This is a genomic window from Candidatus Krumholzibacteriia bacterium (assembly GCA_035268685.1).
In the GTDB taxonomy this organism is placed as follows: Bacteria; Krumholzibacteriota; Krumholzibacteriia; order JAJRXK01; family JAJRXK01; genus JAJRXK01.
In genome coordinates this window covers 1-21065 of sequence record DATFKK010000197.1, presented here as the reverse complement: position 1 = coordinate 21065, position 21065 = coordinate 1, and the positions used below count along the sequence as shown (strand labels likewise).

At 69.8% G+C, this 21065-nt stretch carries 17 protein-coding genes; 8 read left to right on the top strand and 9 right to left on the bottom strand.

Annotation, left to right across the window (positions count from 1 at the left end):
* The first annotated feature begins 2 nt into the window (after positions 1-2).
* From VKA86_19045 to VKA86_19030, 4 genes are read left to right on the top strand one after another with little or no spacing between them, the layout of a single operon-like run.
* A complete protein-coding gene (locus tag VKA86_19045) occupies positions 3-935 on the top strand; it encodes an ABC transporter ATP-binding protein (GenBank protein ID HKK73305.1) in 933 nt (310 codons plus the stop codon).
* Positions 932-1717, top strand: a complete 786-nt coding sequence (locus VKA86_19040; GenBank protein HKK73304.1) for an ABC transporter permease subunit — start codon at positions 932-934, stop codon at positions 1715-1717. Before VKA86_19045 ends, VKA86_19040 begins: the two co-directional genes overlap by 4 nt.
* Positions 1714-3207, top strand: coding sequence for a Gldg family protein (locus VKA86_19035; protein ID HKK73303.1), 1494 nt, complete (start codon positions 1714-1716; stop codon positions 3205-3207). Before VKA86_19040 ends, VKA86_19035 begins: the two co-directional genes overlap by 4 nt.
* On the top strand, positions 3198-4589 hold the full coding sequence (locus tag VKA86_19030; GenBank protein ID HKK73302.1) for a DUF4340 domain-containing protein: 1392 nt from the start codon (positions 3198-3200) through the stop codon (positions 4587-4589). The genes VKA86_19035 and VKA86_19030 overlap by 10 nt, the downstream gene beginning before the upstream one ends.
* A 1-nt stretch (position 4590) precedes the next feature.
* Here VKA86_19030 and VKA86_19025 read toward each other — a convergent pair whose 3' ends face one another.
* The 4 genes from VKA86_19025 to VKA86_19010 form a co-directional block, all read right to left on the bottom strand.
* Positions 4591-6264 (bottom strand): amidohydrolase, encoded by a 1674-nt coding sequence (locus VKA86_19025; GenBank protein HKK73301.1) that lies wholly within the window; start codon positions 6262-6264, stop codon positions 4591-4593.
* Between the two features lie 10 nt (positions 6265-6274).
* The gene (locus VKA86_19020) at positions 6275-6826 is read right to left on the bottom strand and encodes an outer membrane beta-barrel protein (protein HKK73300.1); all 552 of its coding nucleotides are present in this window, start codon (positions 6824-6826) and stop codon (positions 6275-6277) included.
* A 95-nt stretch (positions 6827-6921) separates the two neighbouring features.
* Positions 6922-8925, bottom strand: coding sequence for a PEP-utilizing enzyme (locus VKA86_19015; protein HKK73299.1), 2004 nt, complete (start codon positions 8923-8925; stop codon positions 6922-6924).
* Between the two features lie 43 nt (positions 8926-8968).
* The gene (locus VKA86_19010) at positions 8969-10360 is read right to left on the bottom strand and encodes a peptidoglycan DD-metalloendopeptidase family protein (GenBank protein ID HKK73298.1); all 1392 of its coding nucleotides are present in this window, start codon (positions 10358-10360) and stop codon (positions 8969-8971) included.
* A 141-nt stretch (positions 10361-10501) separates the two neighbouring features.
* Between VKA86_19010 and VKA86_19005 the strand changes: the two genes are divergently transcribed.
* Both VKA86_19005 and VKA86_19000 read left to right on the top strand, forming a co-directional pair.
* The gene (locus tag VKA86_19005) at positions 10502-12778 is read left to right on the top strand and encodes an NADP-dependent malic enzyme (protein ID HKK73297.1); all 2277 of its coding nucleotides are present in this window, start codon (positions 10502-10504) and stop codon (positions 12776-12778) included.
* A 33-nt stretch (positions 12779-12811) separates the two neighbouring features.
* Positions 12812-14770, top strand: coding sequence for a hypothetical protein (locus VKA86_19000; GenBank protein HKK73296.1), 1959 nt, complete (start codon positions 12812-12814; stop codon positions 14768-14770).
* A 2-nt stretch (positions 14771-14772) separates the two neighbouring features.
* Here the strand turns inward: VKA86_19000 and VKA86_18995 are convergent, their stop codons facing one another.
* From VKA86_18995 to VKA86_18985, 3 genes are read right to left on the bottom strand one after another with little or no spacing between them, the layout of a single operon-like run.
* Positions 14773-16053 (bottom strand): ATP-binding protein, encoded by a 1281-nt coding sequence (locus VKA86_18995; protein ID HKK73295.1) that lies wholly within the window; start codon positions 16051-16053, stop codon positions 14773-14775.
* Positions 16050-16673 carry a hypothetical protein gene (locus VKA86_18990; protein ID HKK73294.1) on the bottom strand — a complete coding sequence of 208 codons (624 nt, stop codon included), beginning with the start codon at positions 16671-16673 and terminating at the stop codon, positions 16050-16052. The genes VKA86_18995 and VKA86_18990 overlap by 4 nt, the downstream gene beginning before the upstream one ends.
* Positions 16666-17028: a response regulator gene (locus VKA86_18985; protein ID HKK73293.1), complete on the bottom strand. Its 363-nt coding sequence runs from the start codon at positions 17026-17028 to the stop codon at positions 16666-16668. The genes VKA86_18990 and VKA86_18985 overlap by 8 nt, the downstream gene beginning before the upstream one ends.
* Positions 17029-17223: 195 nt before the next feature.
* Here VKA86_18985 and VKA86_18980 point away from each other — a divergent pair, with 195 nt between their 5' ends.
* A complete protein-coding gene (locus VKA86_18980; GenBank protein ID HKK73292.1) occupies positions 17224-19137 on the top strand; it encodes an ATP-binding protein in 1914 nt (637 codons plus the stop codon).
* Positions 19134-19511, top strand: coding sequence for a response regulator (locus tag VKA86_18975; GenBank protein HKK73291.1), 378 nt, complete (start codon positions 19134-19136; stop codon positions 19509-19511). The genes VKA86_18980 and VKA86_18975 overlap by 4 nt, the downstream gene beginning before the upstream one ends.
* Here VKA86_18975 and VKA86_18970 read toward each other — a convergent pair whose 3' ends face one another.
* Positions 19512-20786, bottom strand: coding sequence for a secretin N-terminal domain-containing protein (locus tag VKA86_18970; GenBank protein ID HKK73290.1), 1275 nt, complete (start codon positions 20784-20786; stop codon positions 19512-19514).
* Positions 20787-20803: 17 nt separating this feature from the next.
* A partial coding sequence (locus VKA86_18965; protein ID HKK73289.1) for a hypothetical protein occupies positions 20804-21065 on the bottom strand: 262 nt, incomplete at its 5' end.

Genomic DNA, 21065 nt, shown 5'->3' with positions numbered 1-21065 from the left:
CCATGATCGAAGTCCGTGGTCTCACGCACCGCTACGGCCCGCTGACGGCCGTGCGCGATCTCTCCTTCACCGTGCGACGCGGAGAGGTGCTCGGACTGCTCGGTCCGAACGGGGCCGGCAAGAGCACCGCCATGCGCGCGATCGTGGGCCTGTTGTCTCCCACGGAGGGGACCATCCGCATCGGCGGCCACGATCTGGCCGACGACAGCCGCGCCGCGCGGGCCCTGCTGGGCTACCTCCCCGAACACGTGCCCCTCGACCGCGAGCTGCGCGTGCGCGAGTTCCTGCGCTTCGCAGCTCGCGCCAAGGGTGTGCGGGCGGCGCAGCTCGACGACGAGATCGAACGGGTGATCGGGATCTGCGGACTCGAGGAGGTCCGGGACCGGTTGATCGGCTTCTGCAGCCGCGGCTACCGGCAGCGGACGGGCCTGGCCCAGGCACTCGTGGGCGATCCACCGGCGCTGGTGCTCGACGAACCCACCGTGGGTCTCGACCCCTCGCAGATCGTCGACATCCGTGAGCGGGTCGCAACGTTGGCCGCGGACAAGGCGGTGATCTTGAGCACGCACGTGCTCAGCGAAGCCAGCCGCCTGTGCGATCGCGTCCTGATCCTGCACCACGGAGAGCGACGCGCCGAAGACACCCCCGAGCGCCTGGGCGAGGCCCTGTCCGAGCGCCCGTTGCTGCGGATCGTCGTCGACCCGGTCGATCGCGCTCGGGAGGCGCTGGCCCCGATCGCAGGACTCGACGTGGAGGATTCCGACGCGGATTCGGTGCGCGTCCGCCAGTCCGGAGATGCCGGTGCAGCCGACGCCGTCCGCGAACTGGTCGCCGCCGGCTGCTCGGTCCACGAGGTGCGTCCCGAACGCATGGGATTGGAAGAGGTCTTCCTGCGGTTGGTCCGGTCGGATCCGGGCGTCGAGGTCCCGTCATGACCGGCGCCTGGGCGGTCACCCTGCGCGAACTCCGCGCGCTCGTACGGTCGCCGGTGGCGTGGACGGTCACGGCGATCTTCCTGTTCCTGCACGGGCTCTTCTTCGTGCAGCTCATGGAACGCTATTCGGCGAATTCGCTCCGCATACTGAGCGGGACCACCGCGCAGGACTTCACGTTGGTCGACCGGGTGGTGCAGCCGCTGCTCGTGGGGGACACCTTCGTCCTCATGCTCCTGCTGCCGGCGCTGACGATGCGTCAGATGGCCGACGAGTGGAAGAGCGGTACCAGCGACCTGCTGCTGACCTATCCCTTGAGCGAGAGCCAGATCGTCCTGGGCAAGTACCTGGCGGCGACCTTCGTGGTCACGGCCATGGTGTTGCTTGCCGCGCTGCACTCGGCGGCCACCGCCTTCTTCGGTCAGGTCGAGGTTCCGGTGGCGTTGCTGGGGCATCTCGGTCTGTGGCTGTACGCGATCATGGTCCTGGCCGCGGGACTGGCCATGAGCACCCTGACCGAGAACCAGGTGATCGCCTTCGCGTCGACCTTCGTGATCCTGCTCACCCTCGTGGTCATCGGAGACTGGGGGGTGGAGGTCGATCCGCCCTGGGGCACGGTGCTACGGCTGGTGAACTTCACCGGCCACGTCGGACACTTCGCCCACGGGGAATGGCGCCTGTCGAGCACGGTGTTCTTCGTCGGCGCGGTGGTGTTCTTCCTGCACCTTGCGATCGGATCGCTGGGCCGGCGTCGCTGGCGGCAGACCCGGAGGGTGGCGGGATGAGCGCGCGCCGCGGCATCGGATTCGTCGTGACCTCGGTCCTGCTGGGCCTGCTCGTGGTGCTCGGGACCATCGCGGTGTCTCGCAACGAGGTGCGCGTCGACGTCACGCGGGGCGATCGTCGCACGCTGTCGCCGCAGTCGCTGCGGGTCCTCGCGATGATCGATCGCCCGGTCGAGGTGGTCTCGTTCTACGCGCAGCGGCCCCAGGAGGAAGCGCGCCTGGCCGACCTCGTGCGACGCTACCGTGAGGAACAACCCCTGCTGAGCCTGCGTACCGTGGATCCCGACCGCCGTCCCGACCTGGCCGAGGAGTACGGCGTCACTGCCAACGGAACCGTCGTGCTCGCCCAGGGCGATCTGCGGATCCGTATGGTCGATCCCGTCGAGGCCCAGCTCACCGCGGGGCTCGTGCGCCTGCTGTCGTCGGAGCGCCCGCTGGTGTTGTTCGTCACCGGCCACGGTGAGGCGTCGCTCGAGGACACATCTCCGGCGGGCTGGAGCCAGGCGGCGCAGCTCCTGGTCGAGCAGAACTTCGACGTGCGGACCCTCGCGACCCAGACCGTCGAACGGATCCCCCAGGACACCTCGTTGCTCGTCCTGGCCGGACCGGAGTCGGACCTGACGACGGCCGAGACCGACATGATCGCCGACTACGTCCTGCGCGGGGGGCGGGTGCTGGCCACGCTCGAGCCCCTGGCCTCGAGCAGCACCGATTCGCTGATCGCGGAGTTCGGGATCGAGCCGGGTCCCGGATTCGTGGTCGACACCAGCGACGAGCAGATCAACCTGACCCGCGGGGGCGACGGACGCATCGCGATCGCGATGGGCGGCAATCCCGAGCACCCGATCACCCGCGACTTCACCTACACCGCGGTCTTCCCCCTGGCGCGGAGCCTGCGTGTGGTGCAACCCGTGCCGTCGGGCGTGCGCGCGGTGCGGCTGCTGGAGTCGCAACCCGAGGCGTGGAGCGAGCGCGGCGGTCCGGAGGAACAGGTCGACGGGATCGCGTTCGATCCCGAGGTCGATCGTCCCGGCCCCCTGCCCCTGGCCTACGCCGTGCGGATCGATCTGCGCAGCTTCTTCTTCGGTTCCGAAGAGATCTCGTCGACCATGGCCACCACCTTCGAGATGATGCGCGATGCCGTCGACGTGCGGGACACGACCCGCGTCGACACCCTGCGCGCCGCCGGCCTGGAGCTCGAGCAGGAACTGGCGGAGAACGCGCGCATGGTGGTGATCGGCGACACCGACTTCGCGGGCAACGCGAACCTGCGTGTCCAGGGGAACACCCAGCTCCTGCTGGCATCGGTGCTGTGGCTCACCGAGCAGGAGAATCGGATCGCGCTGCCCCCGCGTCCCGACCTCAACGATCCCGTCGTGCTCTCGTCGGCCCAGGTCGAGGTCCTGCGCATCGCGGCGCTGATGGTGGTGCCGCTGGTCTTCCTCGCAATCGGGGCGTGGACCCTGTGGAGGAGACGCCAATGGGTCTGAACCGATGGACCTTCCTGCTCGCACTGGTCGTTCTGGCTCTGGCCGTGTGGATCTTCGGGATCGACATCCCACGCGAACAGCGGGTCTTCGAGGCACGGCAGGAGGCTGCCCTGCTGTTGCCGGTCGACCCGTCGGCCGTGGACACGCTGCGGGTCGAACGTACGGGCGGCGGCTGGACCCTGGTCCGGCGCGACGAGGGGTGGTGGTTGACCGAGCCCATCGTGGAACGGGCCGAGGATCGTGTCGTCGCGTCGGTGCTCGAACGGATCACGACCGAGGTGCGGCAGCGCGAACTCAATCCCGAGCTCGACGAGGCTTCGTGGGCGAGCTACGGCCTCGAGGTAGGACAACCCGCGCGCACCGAACTCGTGCTGGCGTCGTCCGACGGCGCGTCCCGTCGACTGGCCGTCGGCATCGAAGTCGTCACCGGCGAGTTCTGCTACGTCCGGCGCGAGGACTCCTCTGCGCTCGAGCTGGCCGACATCAACGTGCTCGAGCTCGTGCGGTCGGCCCACCACGGTTTCCGCCGCCGTTCGTTGTTCGACGTCGACGACGAGGCGATCCTTCGTCTCGAGGGACGGGGTCCTGCCGGTCGGTGGGTGGCCGCCCGGGACACGACCACCGGCCTGTGGTGGTCGGGACCGCCCGGAACCCCGCCGCGTCTGCGCCGCTGGGAGCTCGACGACATCGCATTGGTCGTGGCCACGCAGACCATCGCAGGGTACCTGCGCGACGACCTGGGCGAACGCGAGTGGTCGGGCTACGGCCTCGACCGTCCGTGGGCCGAACTCAGCGTGACCGATCGTTCCGGCCGGACGACGACCGTGTGGTTCGGCAACGAGGCGAACGAGCAGCAGTACTTCGCCCGCAAGCAGGGTCTGGACACCGTGCTCGCGCTGACGCCGTCGTTCGTCGGTCTGCTCGACCGTGGACTCCGCGGGTGGGAGGATCGCAATCCCATTCCCCGCAACGTCAAACGCGCGATCGCCTTCCGGGTGGACGACGGCTCGGGCCGTTGGGCCGAGATCCGGCGAGGGGACCGCGAGTGGGTGCTGCTGACCGAGGACGGCCAGGTCCCCACGTCGTCCTACCGCGAGAACGCCGCGCGGAACGTGGCCCGCGGGATCGAGGAGATGCAGCCCGGAAGCACGGTCTTCGTGTCCGAGGGGCGGCCCCCTGCCGTCATGCTCTCGGAGAAGACTGCGAGCGTCGACATCCGATGGCCCGACGGCGAGATCACCCTGCAGTTCGGTTGGCGTCCCGACGAAGAGGGCGCGTGGTTCTACATGGAAGGCGACCGCGCACTCGTCGAGGTCGAGCGCGGTATGTACCTGCGGTTGCGCGCCCTGGTCGACGCGCTGCACGCGCCGGCCGAGAGCTGACTCAGCGTTCGAAGACGATTTCGCCGTCGACCATGGTCATCTGCACCGTGGTGTCGAGCAGTCGGGATGCGTCGACCGAGAGCGGGTCGCGGTCGACCACGACGAGGTCGGCGCGTGAACCCACCGCGAGGGTTCCCCATGCCTCGGCATCGATCGCCCGCGCGGGCCAGACCGTGAAACCGAGCAGGGCCTCGAGCGGCGTCAGGCTCTGATCGGGCGACCAGCCGTCCGGCGGATGTCCGTCGGGCGTCTGCCGCGTCACGGCCGCGTGCAGTCCCAGCAAGGGCGAGGCCTCCTCGACCGGGAAGTCGCTGCCCAGGGGGATGATGCACCCCAGCTCGCGCAGGGTACGCCAGGCATAGGCGCCCTCGAGACGTTCCTGGCCGAGACGATCGGGGGCCCACGGCATGTCGCTGGTGCAGTGCGTGGGCTGCATGCTGGGCAGGATCCCGTGCCGGGCGAAGCGGTGCAGGTCGTCGGGGTGGACGATCTGCGCGTGCTCGATGCGCGCGTTCAGGGAGGGAAGTGGTGCCACGTCGACACGGCGCTCGGTCAGCGCGGTGTGCGCGGCGACGATCCGGTCGAGCACGATGCGATTCGCGCGGTCGCCGATCGCGTGCACGGCCAGGCCGAGGTCGCGGGCGAAGACCCGCTCGATTCTCTGCTGCAGTACGGCGGGCTCCTGGATCAACAGCCCGCGGTGCCCCGGACGATCGGAGTAGTCCTCGAGCAGCGCGGCGCCCCGGCTGCCCAGTGCCCCGTCGGCGTACAGCTTCACGCCCTCGACGCGTACGCGCGACGAGGGCTCGAGTCCCGCGCGCCCGCCCTCGTACGCGGCGAGGATCTGATCGCCGCCGAGGTAGACGACCATGCGCAGGTCGAGCCACCCCTCGCGCTCACCGCGGCGCAGGACCTCGAGTTCCTCGAGCGACACGCCCATGTCGTGGACGCCGGTGATGCCCAGTTCCACGCAGGACTGCACCGCGCGGCGGTAGCGCCGTTCGATCTCGGCGGCGTCGGGCTCGGGGATCGCGGCTCCGACGAGCGACTCGGCGGCGTCGATCAGGATCCCCGTGGCCCGGCCCGTGGCCGGATCGCGCTCGATCTCCCCGCCTTCGGGATCCGGAGTGTCGCGGTCGATGCCGGCACGGCGCAGCGCCGCGGTGTTGACCCACGAGGCATGGCCGTCGATGCGGGTGAAGCGCACCGGCCGGTCGCCGAAGGCCTCGTCGAGCAGCGACCGGTCGGGAAAGGCCTGTCCGTCCCAGCCGTTCTGATCCCAGCCCCGGCCGAGTAGCCACGCGCCGTCGGGCAGTTCGCCGTGCACGGCCCGGGCCCGGTCGACGCACTCCTCGGCCGAGCGGGCTCCCCGCAGGTCGACCCGGGCCAGGGCCGCGCCCAGACCGCTCAGGTGTGCGTGGGCGTCGACCAGCCCGGGGATCACGGTACGGCCCGCCAGGTCGACCACTCGGGTGGCGTCGCCCACGTGAGCCTCCACCGTCGTTCGGTCGCCGGCCGCGACGACGGTGCCGTCCCCGATCGCCAGGGCCTCGACCGTCGAGGGTCGTTCTCCGGCGAGCGTGTGGATGGTGCCGCCCACGAACACGACGTCAGCGGCACCGTGGGCGAGCCCACCGGCCAGGAGCAGGAGTGCGAGCGTCGAGAACCGGATCATGGGACGTCTCCTAGAACGGCAGACCGAGCGCAGCGGTGAGGGTCGTGAAGCGAGGGTCGATCTCTTCGTCGTCGGCTCCCACGCCGAGGTGCAGCCGCCCCTCGACCTCGACGAAGACGCCACCGAGTCCGAAGTTCAGCCCCGCCCCGAAGGTCGGACCGAAGCCGTCGGTCGAGGCGTCGATCGGCCCGAAGTCCAGATCGGTCGACATGTACTCGATGCCGCCGTGCAGGAAGAAGGGCAGGGCCATGGAGTACACGCGCACGCCGGCGCCCAGCGCCCACAGCGAAGCACTCGCGTCGAGATCGGTGTCGAGTTCGAGATCTGCGTAGCCGGTCTGCACCACGAAGGCAAGTTCGGCGACCTGGCCGAGCGAGTTCATGGGCTGGTACTCGGCCCGCGCTCCGATCCACGCACTCGCGTCGACCGCGTCGGCGAAGTCCGAGAAGGGGACGAGCGGACCGGCCTCGACGCTGAAACGCGTCTGCGCCTGGGCCGGGGAGGTGCTCGCGACGAGCACGAGAGTGATCAGGGCGAGACCGACACGTGGAAAGCGCGACATGGATACCACTCCGGAAGCCGAGGGAAGGGTCGTCCGACACGACCGGATCGCGGGGCGACGATCGTAGGCCGCGCGCCCGTGGGCGACAAGACGTCTCAGGAGGTGACGATCACACGGCCGCTGTCGCCGTCGACCACCACGCGGTCGGCGCGGGCGAGCCGACGCCGCGCGTCCCCGACGTCCACCACGCAGGGAATCGCGGCTTCGCGGGCCAGGATCGAGGCGTGGCCGAGGACATCGCCGCTCTCGCACACGAGCCCGGCCAGGAAGGGGACGATCGACGCGTCCGCCGGCAGCACGGTCGACACCACGGCGATCGTGTCGGGGCGGTCGGGTTCGACGTCGCCGAGGTGAGCGGCCCGGACCACCGTTCCCTCGGCGCGGCCGGGGGCGGCGGGGCGGCCCACCAGACCGCTCGCTGCGCCGTCGTCGATCGCGCCGCGCCAGTGTGCGGCGAGAGCACGCCCGCGGTCGAGGGCCCCGCGGAAGGCGGTCTCGTCGCGTTCGCGCATCCAGTGCTCGAGATCGTCGACGATCAGGTCGAGCAACGGGTCCGGCGCGCCGGCTGCCGGGGTGGTCGGTGCGACCGCGGTGAGCGCCCGGCGCCAGCGCAGGTATGTGCGCAGGAGCAGGTCGTCGTCGTCCTCGGCCAGTGTGACCACGTCCCGGGCGAGGGCGGTCGCCCGGTCGTCGTCTTCATGGCGTTCGGGCCCGGCGACCGGGGACTTCGCGTGGCGCAGCAGGGCCCGGAGGAAGGGCGCGGGATCCTCTTCCCAGGGTACGCCACGGCCGTCGTAGGGCAGGGCGCACAGATGGCCGGCGTCGTCGAGGGCGGCGCGGATCTCACGAGCGAGGGGGTCGTCGCCGTGGGCTTCGATCCAGGAGCGCAGACCCCGGGCGGTCTCCGCCCCGACGTCTTCACGTTCGAGGATGCGCCGTCCCAGCGCGCGCCAGGTGGCGGCCCGCTGTGCGGCGACGGTGGTCCCCGGGCGAGGCCGCAGGTCGATCCCCTGGCGCTGCTCGAGCCGGTGGGCCCAGCGGCGGAGGCGGCCCGAGGGCACGTCGAAGTACAGCGCCTGCACGTCGAGCCAGCGCGACACGAATTCCCGCCAGGTCTCGACGCCTCCGTCGAGAGCGGCGATCGCGGTGTCCACGCGATCGATCGCGCGGGGAAGCGCGTCGAGTGCCGTGCGCCAGCTCGACAACAGCGCCTCGACCATGTCCGGGTCCTCGCGCGTGGCCTCCCGATCCCGGGGCCGGTCGTGCCAGCGCCCCTGGATCAGGCGGCTCGGATAGGCGCCTTCGAGCGCGTCGATCCATCGCCCGAAGACGGTGGCGAGCAGCGGGCACAGGGGAAGGGGCGAGTGCTCCCGATCCCACACCCAGTCGACGTCGGCGTCCCCGGGGGCGACCCGTGCTCCGAGGCCGGGAAGATCGGCCGGCGCCTCGATCCGGGGTTCGTCATGGCGCGGTCTCCGACCCGGCGCGGGCCGGATCTGCAGGACCCACACGTCGTCGGCACGGGTTCCGATCTCGAGCAGGGCGTGGTCGATCGACGCCGCCCGCGCCGCCCGGCGTGCGATCCCGACGATCCGGTCTCCCCGCCCGCCCCCCTCCCGCCAGCGACGGGGTGCGCCGTCGTCCTCGAAGATCCATCCTTCGAGTTCGTATCCCTCGGCGTCGAGCTCCAGCGTGCACCAGCGGTCGAAGGCGACGAAGGGCTGGGCGAGGACGGCCACACGGGCGGCGTCGTCGCCCAACAGCGAGCGAGCGCGATCCGTCCGTCCGGACGCGCGGACGGCGTCGATCTCGTCGCGGAGTTCCTCGACCACGGCGGGGGCGTGGCCGCTGTGGAAGACGCCGGCGGCCGAGCCCTCGGGGCGGTCCTCGAGCGGGCTCGACGAGCGGAGCATCCAGTCGCGGGTCGCGTGGAGGTCGAGCAGGGCACCCGGGTCGGGGTCGACGTCGACGGGGGCCACCCATCCGGGCAGGACCGGCGAGCGCGCCTGCACCAGGGCGGCCAGCGTGGCCGCTTTGCGACCGAAGCGCTCGGGGTCGAGCGCCTCGCGGAGCGGGGTCCAGTCGGAGCGGCTGTCCACGGCGGCCTCCGTCCGCGCCGCACGTGGATGTGGGCGCGAGGTGTCAGTCGGTGACCGCGGCTCCGAGGGCCGGAGCGAGGCCCGTTCGCAGGACGACGTTGGCGGCATCGACCGGAACGATCTCGAGCTGGGCGTCGAGCGCGGCCACGTGCTCACGGTACGCCGGCAGTCCGGCCTCGTCGATGGGATCGGCCGGTGGCAGCGACAACTTGTTCGGGTCGATCCACTTGCCATTGCGCCGGATCCGGTAGTCGAGGTGGGGTCCGGTGGACCACCCGGTGTTGCCGACGTAGCCGATCACCTGGCCCTGCGTCACCTTCCCGCTCTTCGACACGCCCTTCGCGAAGCGCGACAGGTGCAGGTAGTAGCTCTCGTAACCGTTGCCGTGACGGAGCCCGACGAAGTTCCCGCTCGCCCGATCCCGCGTGCGCTCGATCACCACGCCGTCGGCGGTGGCGTGCACGGGTGTGCCCAGCGGGGCCGCGTAGTCCACGCCGTAGTGCGGACGGTAACGCTTCAGCACCGGGTGCAGACGCCGATGGCTGAAGCGGCTCGACACACGCGTGAACTTCAACGGAGCCCTCAGGAACTGCCGTTCGAGCGAGGTTCCGTCGGCCTGGTAGTAGGCGGGTAGGCCGTACTCGTTCTCGTAGCGGTAGGCCCGCAGTTCACGCCCGCGGTTCACGAAGCGGACGGCCAGGATCTGGGGATCGCGTACGATCTCGTCGTCGTGCACGTATTCCGCGTACAGGATCAGGAAACGATCCCCCACGCGCAGGTCGCGGAAGAAGTCGATGTCCCAGCCCAGGATCTCGGCGAGCTGATCGGCCAGGGTGGGGTCGGCGTCCTGGGCCTTCAGCGCGTCGAAGAGATTGGTGCGGATCGAGCCCCGGGCCGCCCGGACCTTCCGCTCGACCGGATAGCGCGAGAGTTCGGTGCGCGGCTCCTCGGTCGAGAGGTCGATCACCACGTAATTCTCGTCGCGCACGTCGAAGCGGATGGCGCGCAGGGAATCGTCGTCGTCGTCGTGGGCGAGCAGGAAGCGGTCGCCGCGACGGACACGGCTGAGGTCGGCGTGGGGCTCGGCCGCGTCGACCACCCGCATGATGGTGTCGTGGTCCAGTCCGGCGCGACGAAGGGCGACGTAGAAGGACTCGTTCCGGCCGATGACCAACTCGTCCCACTCCTCGATCTCGGACATCGGGACGCTACGGCGCACCCGTTCGAGGTCGTTCTCGTGGTCGAGCGGCGGGTAGCCGAACGACGGGCCGTCGTCGGGGCCGCCGGCCGCGACGGTGTCGGCGGTGGCCTCGGTCGTCGGCGCCGGCTCGCGGGAGTCGGTGGACTCGCCGGTCATCGGACCGAATCCGCCGATCTGCCAGTAGATCGCGGCGAGCACGCCGATGCCGAGGACGAGGCGGAGGTATCGCAACATGCAGTGGTTCCCCGGAGCCGCGGGTCGAGCACCGAATTCGTGACTGGCAAGGGTTTGCCGTGGCCGCCGGGCCAGGCTAGTGGTTGGTTCCCCGCCGTGCAAGGATCTATGCTAGGTCCGTACCCGACGGGAGGTTCCCCCATGAGTGACGAGCGGCGATTCAACGAGGCCCTCGAATACCACGCCCATCCACGGCCGGGGAAGCTGCAGATCTCTCCGACCAAACCCACGGCCACGGCGCACGATCTCAGCCTGGCCTACTCTCCCGGCGTGGCCGAGCCCTGCCTCGAGATCGCCCGGGAGCCGGACCTCGCCTTCCGTTACACGAACCGAGCCAACCTGGTCGCCGTGGTCAGCAACGGGTCGGCCGTGCTCGGACTCGGCAACATCGGCGCACTGGCCGGCAAGCCCGTCATGGAGGGCAAGGCGGTCCTCTTCAAGCGCTTCGCCGACATCGACGTCTACGACATCGAGCTCGAGGCCAGCGATCCCGAGGACGTCATCCGCGCCTGCGAGATGATGGAACCGACTTTCGGCGGCATCAATCTCGAGGACATCAAGGCGCCCGAGTGCTTCGTCATCGAGGAGACGCTCAAGGAGCGCCTGGACATTCCCGTCTTCCACGACGACCAGCACGGCACGGCGATCATCGCCGGTGCCGGCCTGATCAACGCCTGCGAACTGACCGACCGCCGGCTCGAGGACCTGACGCTGGTGATCAACGGCGCCGGCGCGGCGGGGATCGCCTGTGCGAAGTTCGTGATCAGCCTCGGGGTGCAGCAGGAGAACGTGATCCTGTGCGACAGCAAGGGCGTGGTGCACGACGGACGCGACGACCTGAACGATTACAAGCAGGCCTTCGCCGTCTCGACCGATCGCCGCAGTCTGGCCGATGCCATGCGCGGCGCCGACGTGTTCTTCGGGGTGAGCGTGAAGGACGTCGTGGACGAGGACATGGTGAAGTCCATGGCTCCGAAGCCGATCGTGTTCGCGTTGGCGAACCCCGATCCCGAGATCCCCTACGACCGCGCGAAGGCGGCCGTTCCGGACGCGATCGTGGCCACCGGGCGCAGCGACACGCCGAACCAGGTGAACAACGTCCTGGGATTCCCCTTCCTGTTCCGCGGCGCGCTCGACGTGCACGCGACCGGGATCACCGATCGCATGAAGGTGGCCGCGGCGCACGCCCTGGCCGATCTGGCCAAGGAACCGGTGCCCGCCTCGGTGCTCCGTGCCTACGAGGCCGACGCGCTCGAATTCGGCCCGGACCTGATCATTCCCAAGCCCTTCGATCCCCGCGTCCTGTGGCACGTGGCGCCGGCGGTGGCCCGGGCCGCGACCGAGGAAGGCGTGGCGCGCGTGCCGCTGCAGGACGTGGACACGTACGCCGAGGACCTGCGGGCGCGCTTCGAGGTGACCTTCGGCGTGATGCACAACGTGCGGGTGCGGGCCCAGCAGGAGCCGAAGCAGGTCGTCTTCCCCACCGGCGACGACGTGCGCACCTTGCGCGCTTGTGCGCGCCTGATCGACGAGGGCATCGCGCGGCCGCTGGTGATCGGCGACGAGCACGAGGTCCGGACCGCGATCCGCGAGATGAACCTGGATCTGGAGGGTCTGCAGGTCCGCGACCCGCGCACCGATCCCGAACGCGAGGTCATCGCCGGGGAACTCTTCGGCCTGCGGCAAAGGCGGGGCATGACCCTGGTCGACGCGCGCGAGGAGCTCGACGACCCGAACGTCTTCGCGGCCATGCTGGTCCAGCGCGGAGACGCGGCGGCTCTGGTGGGAGGCCTCACCAACTACTTCCCCGAGACGATCCGGCCCGCCCTGCAGGTCATCGCGCTCGAGACGGGGCGCACGGTCGTCAGCTCGACCTACGTGGTGCTGCTCGGCGGGCGCACGTGGTTCCTGGCCGACTGCGCGGTGAACCTCGAACCGACGGCCGAACAGCTGGCCGAGATCGCCCTCGCCTCCGCCTCGCTGGCCCGGGACATGGACACGGTGCCGCGGGTGGCCATGGTCAGCCATTCGAACTTCGGCAGCGTTCGGAGCGCCGAGGCGGCGAAGGTGCGCCGTGCGGTGGAGATCTGTCACGAACGCGAGCCGGAACTCGAACTCGACGGCGAAATGCACGCCGACACGGCGGTCGTGCGGTCGCTCATGCGGGAACGGCATCCGTTCAGCCGCCTGAGTGACACCGCGAACGTCCTCGTGTTCCCGAATCTGACCGCGGCCAACGCGGCATACAAGCTGCTGTACCGTGTGGGTGGCGGAGAGCTGATCGGCCCGATCCTTTCGGGTTTCTCCCGATCGGTCCACGTGCTGCCGCGTGACGCCGAGGTCGGCGACATCGTGAACCTGGCCGCCTACGCCGTGTTGGAGGCCCAGAGGAAGAAGGGCCCCGTGGTGGCGCGTTAGAGGCTGCCGAGGGCTCGTGACCCAGGAGATCCCGTGAAACGCCCATCGCAGTTCGCATCGTGGATCCTCGTGACGATCGTCGCCGCCGCACCGTCTGCGTGGGCGGCGACCGATCTCTTCCAGAGCCCCTCGACCGGCGGCAGCGAGATCCGCCACGGTTTCGCCGTGGATCACGCCGGCGACGTCAACGGCGACGGGATCGGCGACTTCATCGCCGGTGCGCCCTTCGACAATGCGCTGGGCGCCGAGGCCGGACGGGCCTTCGTGTGGTTCGGTGGGTCCAGTATGAGCGATCGGCCAGACGTCGTGCTCGACGACGGCAGTGCCGGGGACTGGTTCGGGTTCTCGGTGGCGGGCATCGGCGACGTCGACGACGACGGCTACGACGACGTGGCCGTGGGCGCGCCGGGCGACGATCCGTCGGGCGAGAAGAGCGGCGCCGTGTACGTGTATCTGGGGGGACCGTCCTTCAGCGGTTCCTCCGAGCCGATCTTCGCGGGTGAGGTCGGCGGGGACCGTTTCGGGTGGTCGGTGTCGGCCGCCGGCGATCTCGACGACGATGGCATCGACGATTTCGTGGTGGGCGCCCCTTACAGCGACGCCACGGGGACCGACCGTGGACGCGTGTACGTGTTCCGTGGCAGCCGCGCGTCGAGCCTCCCGACCACGGCCGCGGCGACGTGGGACGGGCCCGCGCTGGGCGGCCCGATCGCCACGGGCGACTTCGCGGACTTCGCACCCGACGCCGAACCCATCGGTGGACCCGGCTTCGGCTGGTCGCTCGCCGACGTTCCGAACTTCCGGGGCGACGGTCGGGATGCCGTGGCCGTGGGCGCCCCCGGTGCGGCCGGCGCCAGCGGACGTGTGCATCTGTTCGTCGGAGCGAGCGCCTTGCCGTCGACACCCACCGTGGTCTTCGGGAATGCGACCTCCGACCAGCAGTTCGGCTGGTCGGTGTCGCGGGGTGGCCTGATCAGCGGGGACGCGCGCCAGGACCTGTTGGTCGGAGCACCCGGTGCCGATGGCGACCGCGGGCTGGTGAAGGTCTTCTACGGATCGAGCAGTCCTCCGTCGACCGACGACGTGGCCGATCTCGTGCGTACCGGGCAGACCGCGGGCGATCGCTTCGGCTTCGCCGTGGCCGCGGCGGGCGATCATCGGGGCAGTCCGGGTTCCTGGGTCGCCGGGGCACCCGGGCGGGACGACAGCGGTCTCGACGCGGGCTGGATCCACCTCTTCGACGGGACCGGCCCGATTCCCGAGGACGTCCTGCCCGCGAACCGATCTTCGCTCGGCGTGGCCGGCGACCGCTGGGGTTGGAGCCTGAGCGATCACGTGGACGTCGACGGCGACGGGGCCGACGACTTCCTGGTCGGCGCGCCCGATGCCAACGTCGAGAACGGCGCGGTGCGCGGACTGGTCGGGATCGTATCGTCGTCGTTCGGGGTGGTCGCGGCCGACGGCGTGCGCATGCGCGTGGTCGACGCGGTGTCGACGGTGACGACGCTCGACTTCGAGTCGCGGTCGCTGCAGCGCGCCTCGTCGGTGACCCTGGCGGCGGGAACCCGGGTGCTCGCACGTCTGGGTTCGGGCATCGAACGGACGGAGGCGGGGGTTCGTGCGACCTTCGGTCGGTCCGAAGGGACCGACACGGTGGTCCTCACCTGGGAGGACGGCGGTCTCGATCGATCGCGCTCCTTCCGGCTCCCCTCACGCAGCGACGTGTCCCTGCGTCTCGACGTCGTCCGTGGCGGTGCGGGCCACGAGGTCCGTCTGCGTGCCGACGCCGACGCGCCCTGGCATCTGCGTCTGATCGACGTGCGGGGACGGGTCGTGCGCACCCTGGCGCGGGGCGACGGACCGGTCGCCGAGCGGCGGGTCGTTCTCGACGGCCGCGACGCCGCGGGACGGGGCACGGCGCACGGAGTCTACTTCGTCGTCCTCGAGCAGGACTCTCGCCGGCGCACCGCGCGGATCGTCCGGACTCCCTGAGTTCAGGCTCCGACCGTATTCACGACGGGTTCGGCGACGGCATCGAGCGATCCCGTGTCGTCCTCTTCGATCACCGCGGGGAGCACCACGTGGAAGGTGGCGCCGCGGTCACGCCGGCTCTCCGCCCAGATCTGTCCGCCGTGACGGCGGACGATGCGACGACAGATCGACAGACCCAGTCCGTGTCCGTGGTAGGAGCGATCGCGTCCGTGCAGACGCCGGAAGGGTTTGAAGATCTCGCTCGCGTAGCGAGGGTCGAAGCCGATTCCGTTGTCCCGGACGACCAGTCGCACCGCGTCGAGCTCGCCCTCGGCCGTGAGCACGGATCCCCGGCTGGCCTCGATCTCCACTCGGCACCGCCGGTCGGGATGCCGGAACTTGAGCGCGTTCGACAGCAGGTTCAGGAGCAGGTGGTGAACCGAGACGGCATCGGCCGTCACCGGAGGCAGGTCGCCGAGTTCGACGACGGCGTCGGCCTCGGCGATACTCGAATCCAGGTCGTCGATCGCGTCGCGCGCGATCTGCTCGCAGTCGACCCTTCCCGTGGTCTCGACGTTCTCTCCGGCACGCAACAGGGCCAGGCTCTCGGTGAGCAGATCCTCGAGACGCTCGGTGGCGCGCCCGATGCGGTGCACCGTGTCGAGGGTCTCGTCGTCGGCGGTGTCCCGGATGTCCTCTTCGAGCAGGCCCACGAACATGCGCACCTTGTGAAGGGGCTCGCGCAGGTCGTGGGAGGCCATGTACGCGAACTGCTGCAGCTCGTCGTTGGCCGCGGCCAGGTGATCGGCGTGCTGGCGGAGTTCGCTCTCGCTGCGTTGGCGCCGGACGACCTCGTCGCGCGCGCTGTCGCGCGACGCCCGCATCTCGTCGCAGAGCTCGTGCAGGGTGCTGCGGTCCTCGACGACGATCACCGCGAAGCTCGCGTCTCCGGCAGGGTCGTGCCATGGACCGACACCGATCCGGACCCGTGGGCCGGTCTCGGCCCCGCGGGGATCCTTCAACAGTCCGGAGTGCAACAGCGAGTCGAAGGTGGCCGCCGGCGCCCCGCGCAGTACCTCCTCGATCCGCAGTTCGAAGCGGGGTCGGGCCAGAGCCGGAAGTACGTGCCGGAGATCGTGCCCGAGCGCCCAGGAGGGATCGACTCCGGTGAGTGTGCCGAGTGCGGCGTTCCAGGCGTGGATGCGGTAGTCGGTGTCGACGACCGCGGCCCCGACGGGGAGGGCCTCGAGCACACCGAGGGCCGCAGGATCGGGATTCGGGTCACGTTCGGTGAGTCGCGTCATCGGATCCCTCCCGTCATGCCCTGGACGGCGAGCAGGAGATCGTCCAGGGCACGTGGTCCGGCGACCAGGGCGAACTGTACCTGCAGGTCGTGGTCGCCGTCCTCGACGGTCAGCTCGGTACGGACTCCACCGACGGCCTCGGTGCCTGCGTCGCGCCACCAGGCCGCCAGGTCGGTCGACGGTTGCGGAGGCGAGAATCGGAGCTCTGGCGACAGCAGGGGACGGAACCCGTCGACCAGGGAGTTCAGGAAGATGCCCGCGATCTCCTGGCCGGTGACGGCCGGAACCGCGCGGCTCGCGTCGCGCCAGGCATCGAGTCCACCCAGGCGCGAACACAGGTAGTCGATCGTGGTCCGCGGCAGCGCGGCCGCGACCCGACCCGTCGAATCGCCCCGGAAGTCCGCGGAAACCGCCGACCACGGATCGTCGAATTCCTCGCGCTGGTGCAGGTCCTCGTCCGGGAGCGATACGAAGTGCACCACGGGTTCGCGCGGACGCAGTCGTACGCCGAGCACGTCGCCGAGTACGGCGATCGCCCGCCCCAGGCCGATTCCGGTGAGGTGCGCCAGGGCCGCTTCCTGGTCGGGCTCCAGCACGCGTTCGACCAGCAGATCAGACAAGGACTCCGCCTTCCTCGACGTGCTCGAGCAGGGTCTCGGCGTCGACGGGCTCGGGGAGGAGGGCGGTGGCGCCGTGGGCCAGCGCGAGGTGGCGCGTCATCGGCTGCCGATCGGCGGTCACGACGATCCGGGGACCGACGAAGCCACGGCGTCGGAGTTCGCGCAGGAGGTCGAGACCGTCCTGTTCGGGGACGATCAGATCGAGCACGACGGCGTCGGGTGCCTCGCGGAACACGCACTGGACGGCGGTCCGCACGTCGATGGCTTCGAGCACCTCGTGTGCCCGGGACTCGAGCAGGGCCCGCGTCCGCGCGCGGAAGTACGGCGAGACGTCGACCACCAGGATCCGCGACATGGGTCCCCCCCATCTGCTCGGATGTGGCCGGGAAGACGATCTGCATCGCCTCGACGGCATCAGCGATGACGAAAGGATCATCGGATCCACTGCGGGCGAACTTGAGGGATGATGCAATTGCAACGCTTTTCCGCTCAACCCGGCTGCCCGGTCGCCCGATATCCCTCACTCGTCCCGATCCCAGTGGGAGAGTCCATGTCGACCACCACCGTGCGCGTACTGCTCGTCGACGACGACGTCGAGGATCTGACGATCGTGCGCAAGCTGCTGTCGAGGGCACGCGGTCTCCAGTGCGAGCTGGCCACGGCGACGTCCTACGAGTCCGCCTGTACCCTCCTCGAGCGCGGTGCCTTCGATCTCCATCTGGTGGACTACTGCCTCGGCGAGAAGAACGGCCTCGACCTGGTCCAGCAGATCCGACGTATCGACCGTGACGTGCCCGTGATCCTGCTGACGAGTTTCGACCAGCCCGAGCACGACGTGCAGGCCCTGCGCACCGGAGCTTCGGACTACCTGCCGAAGAGCCGACTCTCGACGGCCGAGCTGCAACGAGCGATCCACCACGCGCGTGAGCGAGCGGCCAGCGTACGCATGCTGCGCGCCAGCGAGGAGCGACATGCCCTGGCGATCGAGGGTGCCAACGATGGCATCTGGGACTGGGACCTCCAGACGAACGAGGTCCACTACTCCTCGCGATGGTGGGCGCTGATCGGCGTCGAGGACCCGCCGCCGAATCCCGCCCGGATCGAAGCCTGGACCGACCGCGTGCACCCCGCCGATCGGGAGGATCTGCACCGCGCCCTGAGCGAACACATCGAAGGATCGGCGCCGCACGTCGAGTGCGAGTTCCGCATGCGCAACGAGGACGGCGAGGACCAGTGGATGCTGGCCCGCGGCGTGGGCGTGCGCGGATCGGGGGGATCGGTACGGCGTATGGCCGGAAGTCTGACCGACGTGTCCGAGCGCCGCTACGCACAGGAGCGGCTGATCTCGCACGTGTCCCACGAATTGCGGACACCGTTGACCGCCATCTACCAGTTCCTGACGAATCTGGTCGACGGACTGGCCGGTGACGTGAACGAGGGGCAGGAGCAGCTGGTGCAGGCCGCTCTTCGGAACGTCGGAGAACTCGACACCATGATCAGCGGTCTGGTCGAGGCCACGCGCGCGCGGACCGACAAGTTCTCGCTCGACCGGCAGCGTCTCGATCCGTTCCGGCTGATCGACGAGGTGTGCGAGGCACAACGGTCGGTGGCCCAGACCAGTGGCCTGGAGCTGGAGGTCGACCGGGCGGGGACCGTCCCGTCGATCTACGGTGACCCGACGCGCCTCCGGCAAGTGCTCGTGAATCTCGTGGGCAACGCCGTCAAGTTCGTACCGCCGGGCGGACGGATCGTCCTGCGCGCCGAACACCGTGCCGACACTCCGGACCGTGTCCGCTTCACCGTCGAGGACGACGGGCCGGGAATCCCCATCGTGCACCAGCGCCGCATCTTCGAGCGGCTCGTGCAGGTGGAGGACGTGGCTGTGCGCTCGCGCAAGGGCCTGGGCCTGGGATTGTTCATCAGCAAGGAGATCGTGGCGCGTCACGGGGGACGGATCTGGGTCGAATCGTCCACGGGCGAAGGCTCCACCTTCTTCTTCGACGTTCCGCTCTTCGATCTGGCCACGCTGGTGGCGCCATCGGTGATCGAGGCGCGACGGCTAGGGCGTGGCCTGGCCCTCATCGACGTGATCCTCGCGCCACCACCCGGCGTGCGCCGGGGGGAAGTCGATCCGGTGGAACTGCGTCAGTTGCGCGCGATCGCCGAGCGCAGCGTGGTGGGCAGTACCGATACGGTGGTTCCGCGCCCCGCTTCACGTTCCGGCACGGGTGTCGTGATCGTGGCCTCCACCGATGCTCGCGGTGCCGAGGTGATCCTCGACCGCTTCGGGCGCCAGGTGGCGGACACCTTCGACCCCGATCTCGAACGTATCACGTGGACGGTCTCGGAGATCGAGCCGTCCGCCCTGGCCGCCCGCGACGAGCAGGATGCCGTCACCCGGCTGGTGGCCGAACTGGAGGAGAGCGACGTCCGCGTCGCCGTCCGTCAAGGAGTCGACGAATGAATCAACGAAGGATCCTCGTGGTCGACGACGACCAGGACCTGCTCATGGGGCTGGGGATGCGTCTGCGTGCCCAGGGCTACGACGTGATCACGGCCGCGGACAGCTACACGGCACTGGCCACCGCGCGGAAGGAGCGCCCCGATCTCATGATCCTCGACCTGGGGCTTCCGGCCGGAGAGGGCTTCCTGGTCATGGAGAGGATGCAGAGCATCGGTGAACTGGCGAATCTGCCGGTGATCGTCCTGTCGGCCCGCGATCCGATCGGCAACCGCGATCGGGCCCACAGACTGGGTGCCCGGGCCTACTTCAAGAAGCCGGCCGACAACACCCGCTTGCTCGAGGCGATCGACGACGCTCTCGGGGCCGTCGTCTGATCAGCGGTCGCCGACCACCTCGTCGCGCAGTCGTTGCGCGCGCCGGTCGGCGCGCATCTCGCTGGGGTCGTCGAGGATCAACGGGCGGATGAAGACCAGGAATTCGGTCTTGGTCTTCTGCACCGCGTCGCGGCGGAAGAGCATTCCCAGCAGCGGGATGTCGCCGAGGATCGGGACCTTACGGGTGACGGTGTTCACGTTGTCCTTCATCAGGCCGCCGATCACGACGGTGTCGCCGTGGCGCACGAGCACACGGGTGTCCGCCTCCCGGGTGCCGATGCGCGGGACGTTCTGCACGCTCTGGTCGAGGACCTCGCTCACCTCGCTGTGGATCTGCAGGTAGAGCATGTCGTCGGCGCTCACCGTCGGCGTGACATCGAGCTTCACACCCACGTCGATGAACTCGACCTCGGCCAGGGTGGCTCCGGTCTGGGTCTCCACGGTCGCGCGCTGGTAGGGCACACGCTCGCCCACGTGTACCTTGGCCGGTTGGTTGTCGAGCGTGGTGATCTCGGGACTGCTCAGCAGGTGCGCCTCGCGGTCCTCGCGCAACACGGCCAACAGTCCCCGGATGTCGAAGTCGCCCTGCACGGTGGCGACGTTCAGGTTCACGTTCTCGTTGCCGTCGGAGAACGAGGTGTTCAGATCGGCGTCGAACTCGCCGCCGGAGAAAAGCGTGGTGAGGTCGACACCGCGCACGTCCTCCTGACCCAGGGTGACCTCGACCATTTCGGCGCGGATGCTCACCTGGGAGCGGTAACGGTCGACGCTGTCGATCAGCCACGCCACTTCTCGCACCGCCGCCAGGGGGCCACTGACGATCAGGCTGTTCGAGTGCGCTTCGGCGTTCACGGTCACACCTGCGACCTGGGCGGCGATCACCTGCACGAGTTCCGCGGCGTTGGTGTACGACAGCGGATAGACCTCGGTGACCGGTGTGGTGCGGCTGAGGACACGGACGACGTCGCGTTCGCGTCCCTCGCGTCTCCACGTGAATCCGGACCCCTCGAGCAGCACGTCGAGCGCGGACTCGAGGTCCATGCCACGCAGGTTCACGGTCGTGGTCGCGTCGATCCGGCCGGAGATGGCCAGGTTCGCGTCGTAGCGCTCGGCGAGGACGCGCAGGATGTCGTCGACGCGGGCGTCGCGGAACTCCATGTCGTACTGCAGTTGGGACTGCGGATCGGACTGCAGATCGGACTGCGCGATGGCCAGTGCGGGCGTCAGCAGCGCGGCCAGGATCAGCGTGTGCAGACGGGCGGGGATGCGGTCCATGCTCACTCCTCCTGCTCTCAGAGCGTGCGGCGGACGATGCGCCGACCGCGTTCGAGGGTCACCGATCGGGCGTCGATCGCGGTCACGCGCCAACCGCCCACGGTGTCGTCCACACCGGCCGAACCGCCGTCGAAGAGTGCGACCAGGCGACCCTCCGAACGGACGATGCCGCGCAGGGACGGCGCCGGGACCGGTCGCGCGGTCCGGACGCCGGGAGCGGGCGGGGGGTCGGGTTCGGTCCGGTCGACGAAGGGGTCTCGTTCGACCGCGTTCGGTGCC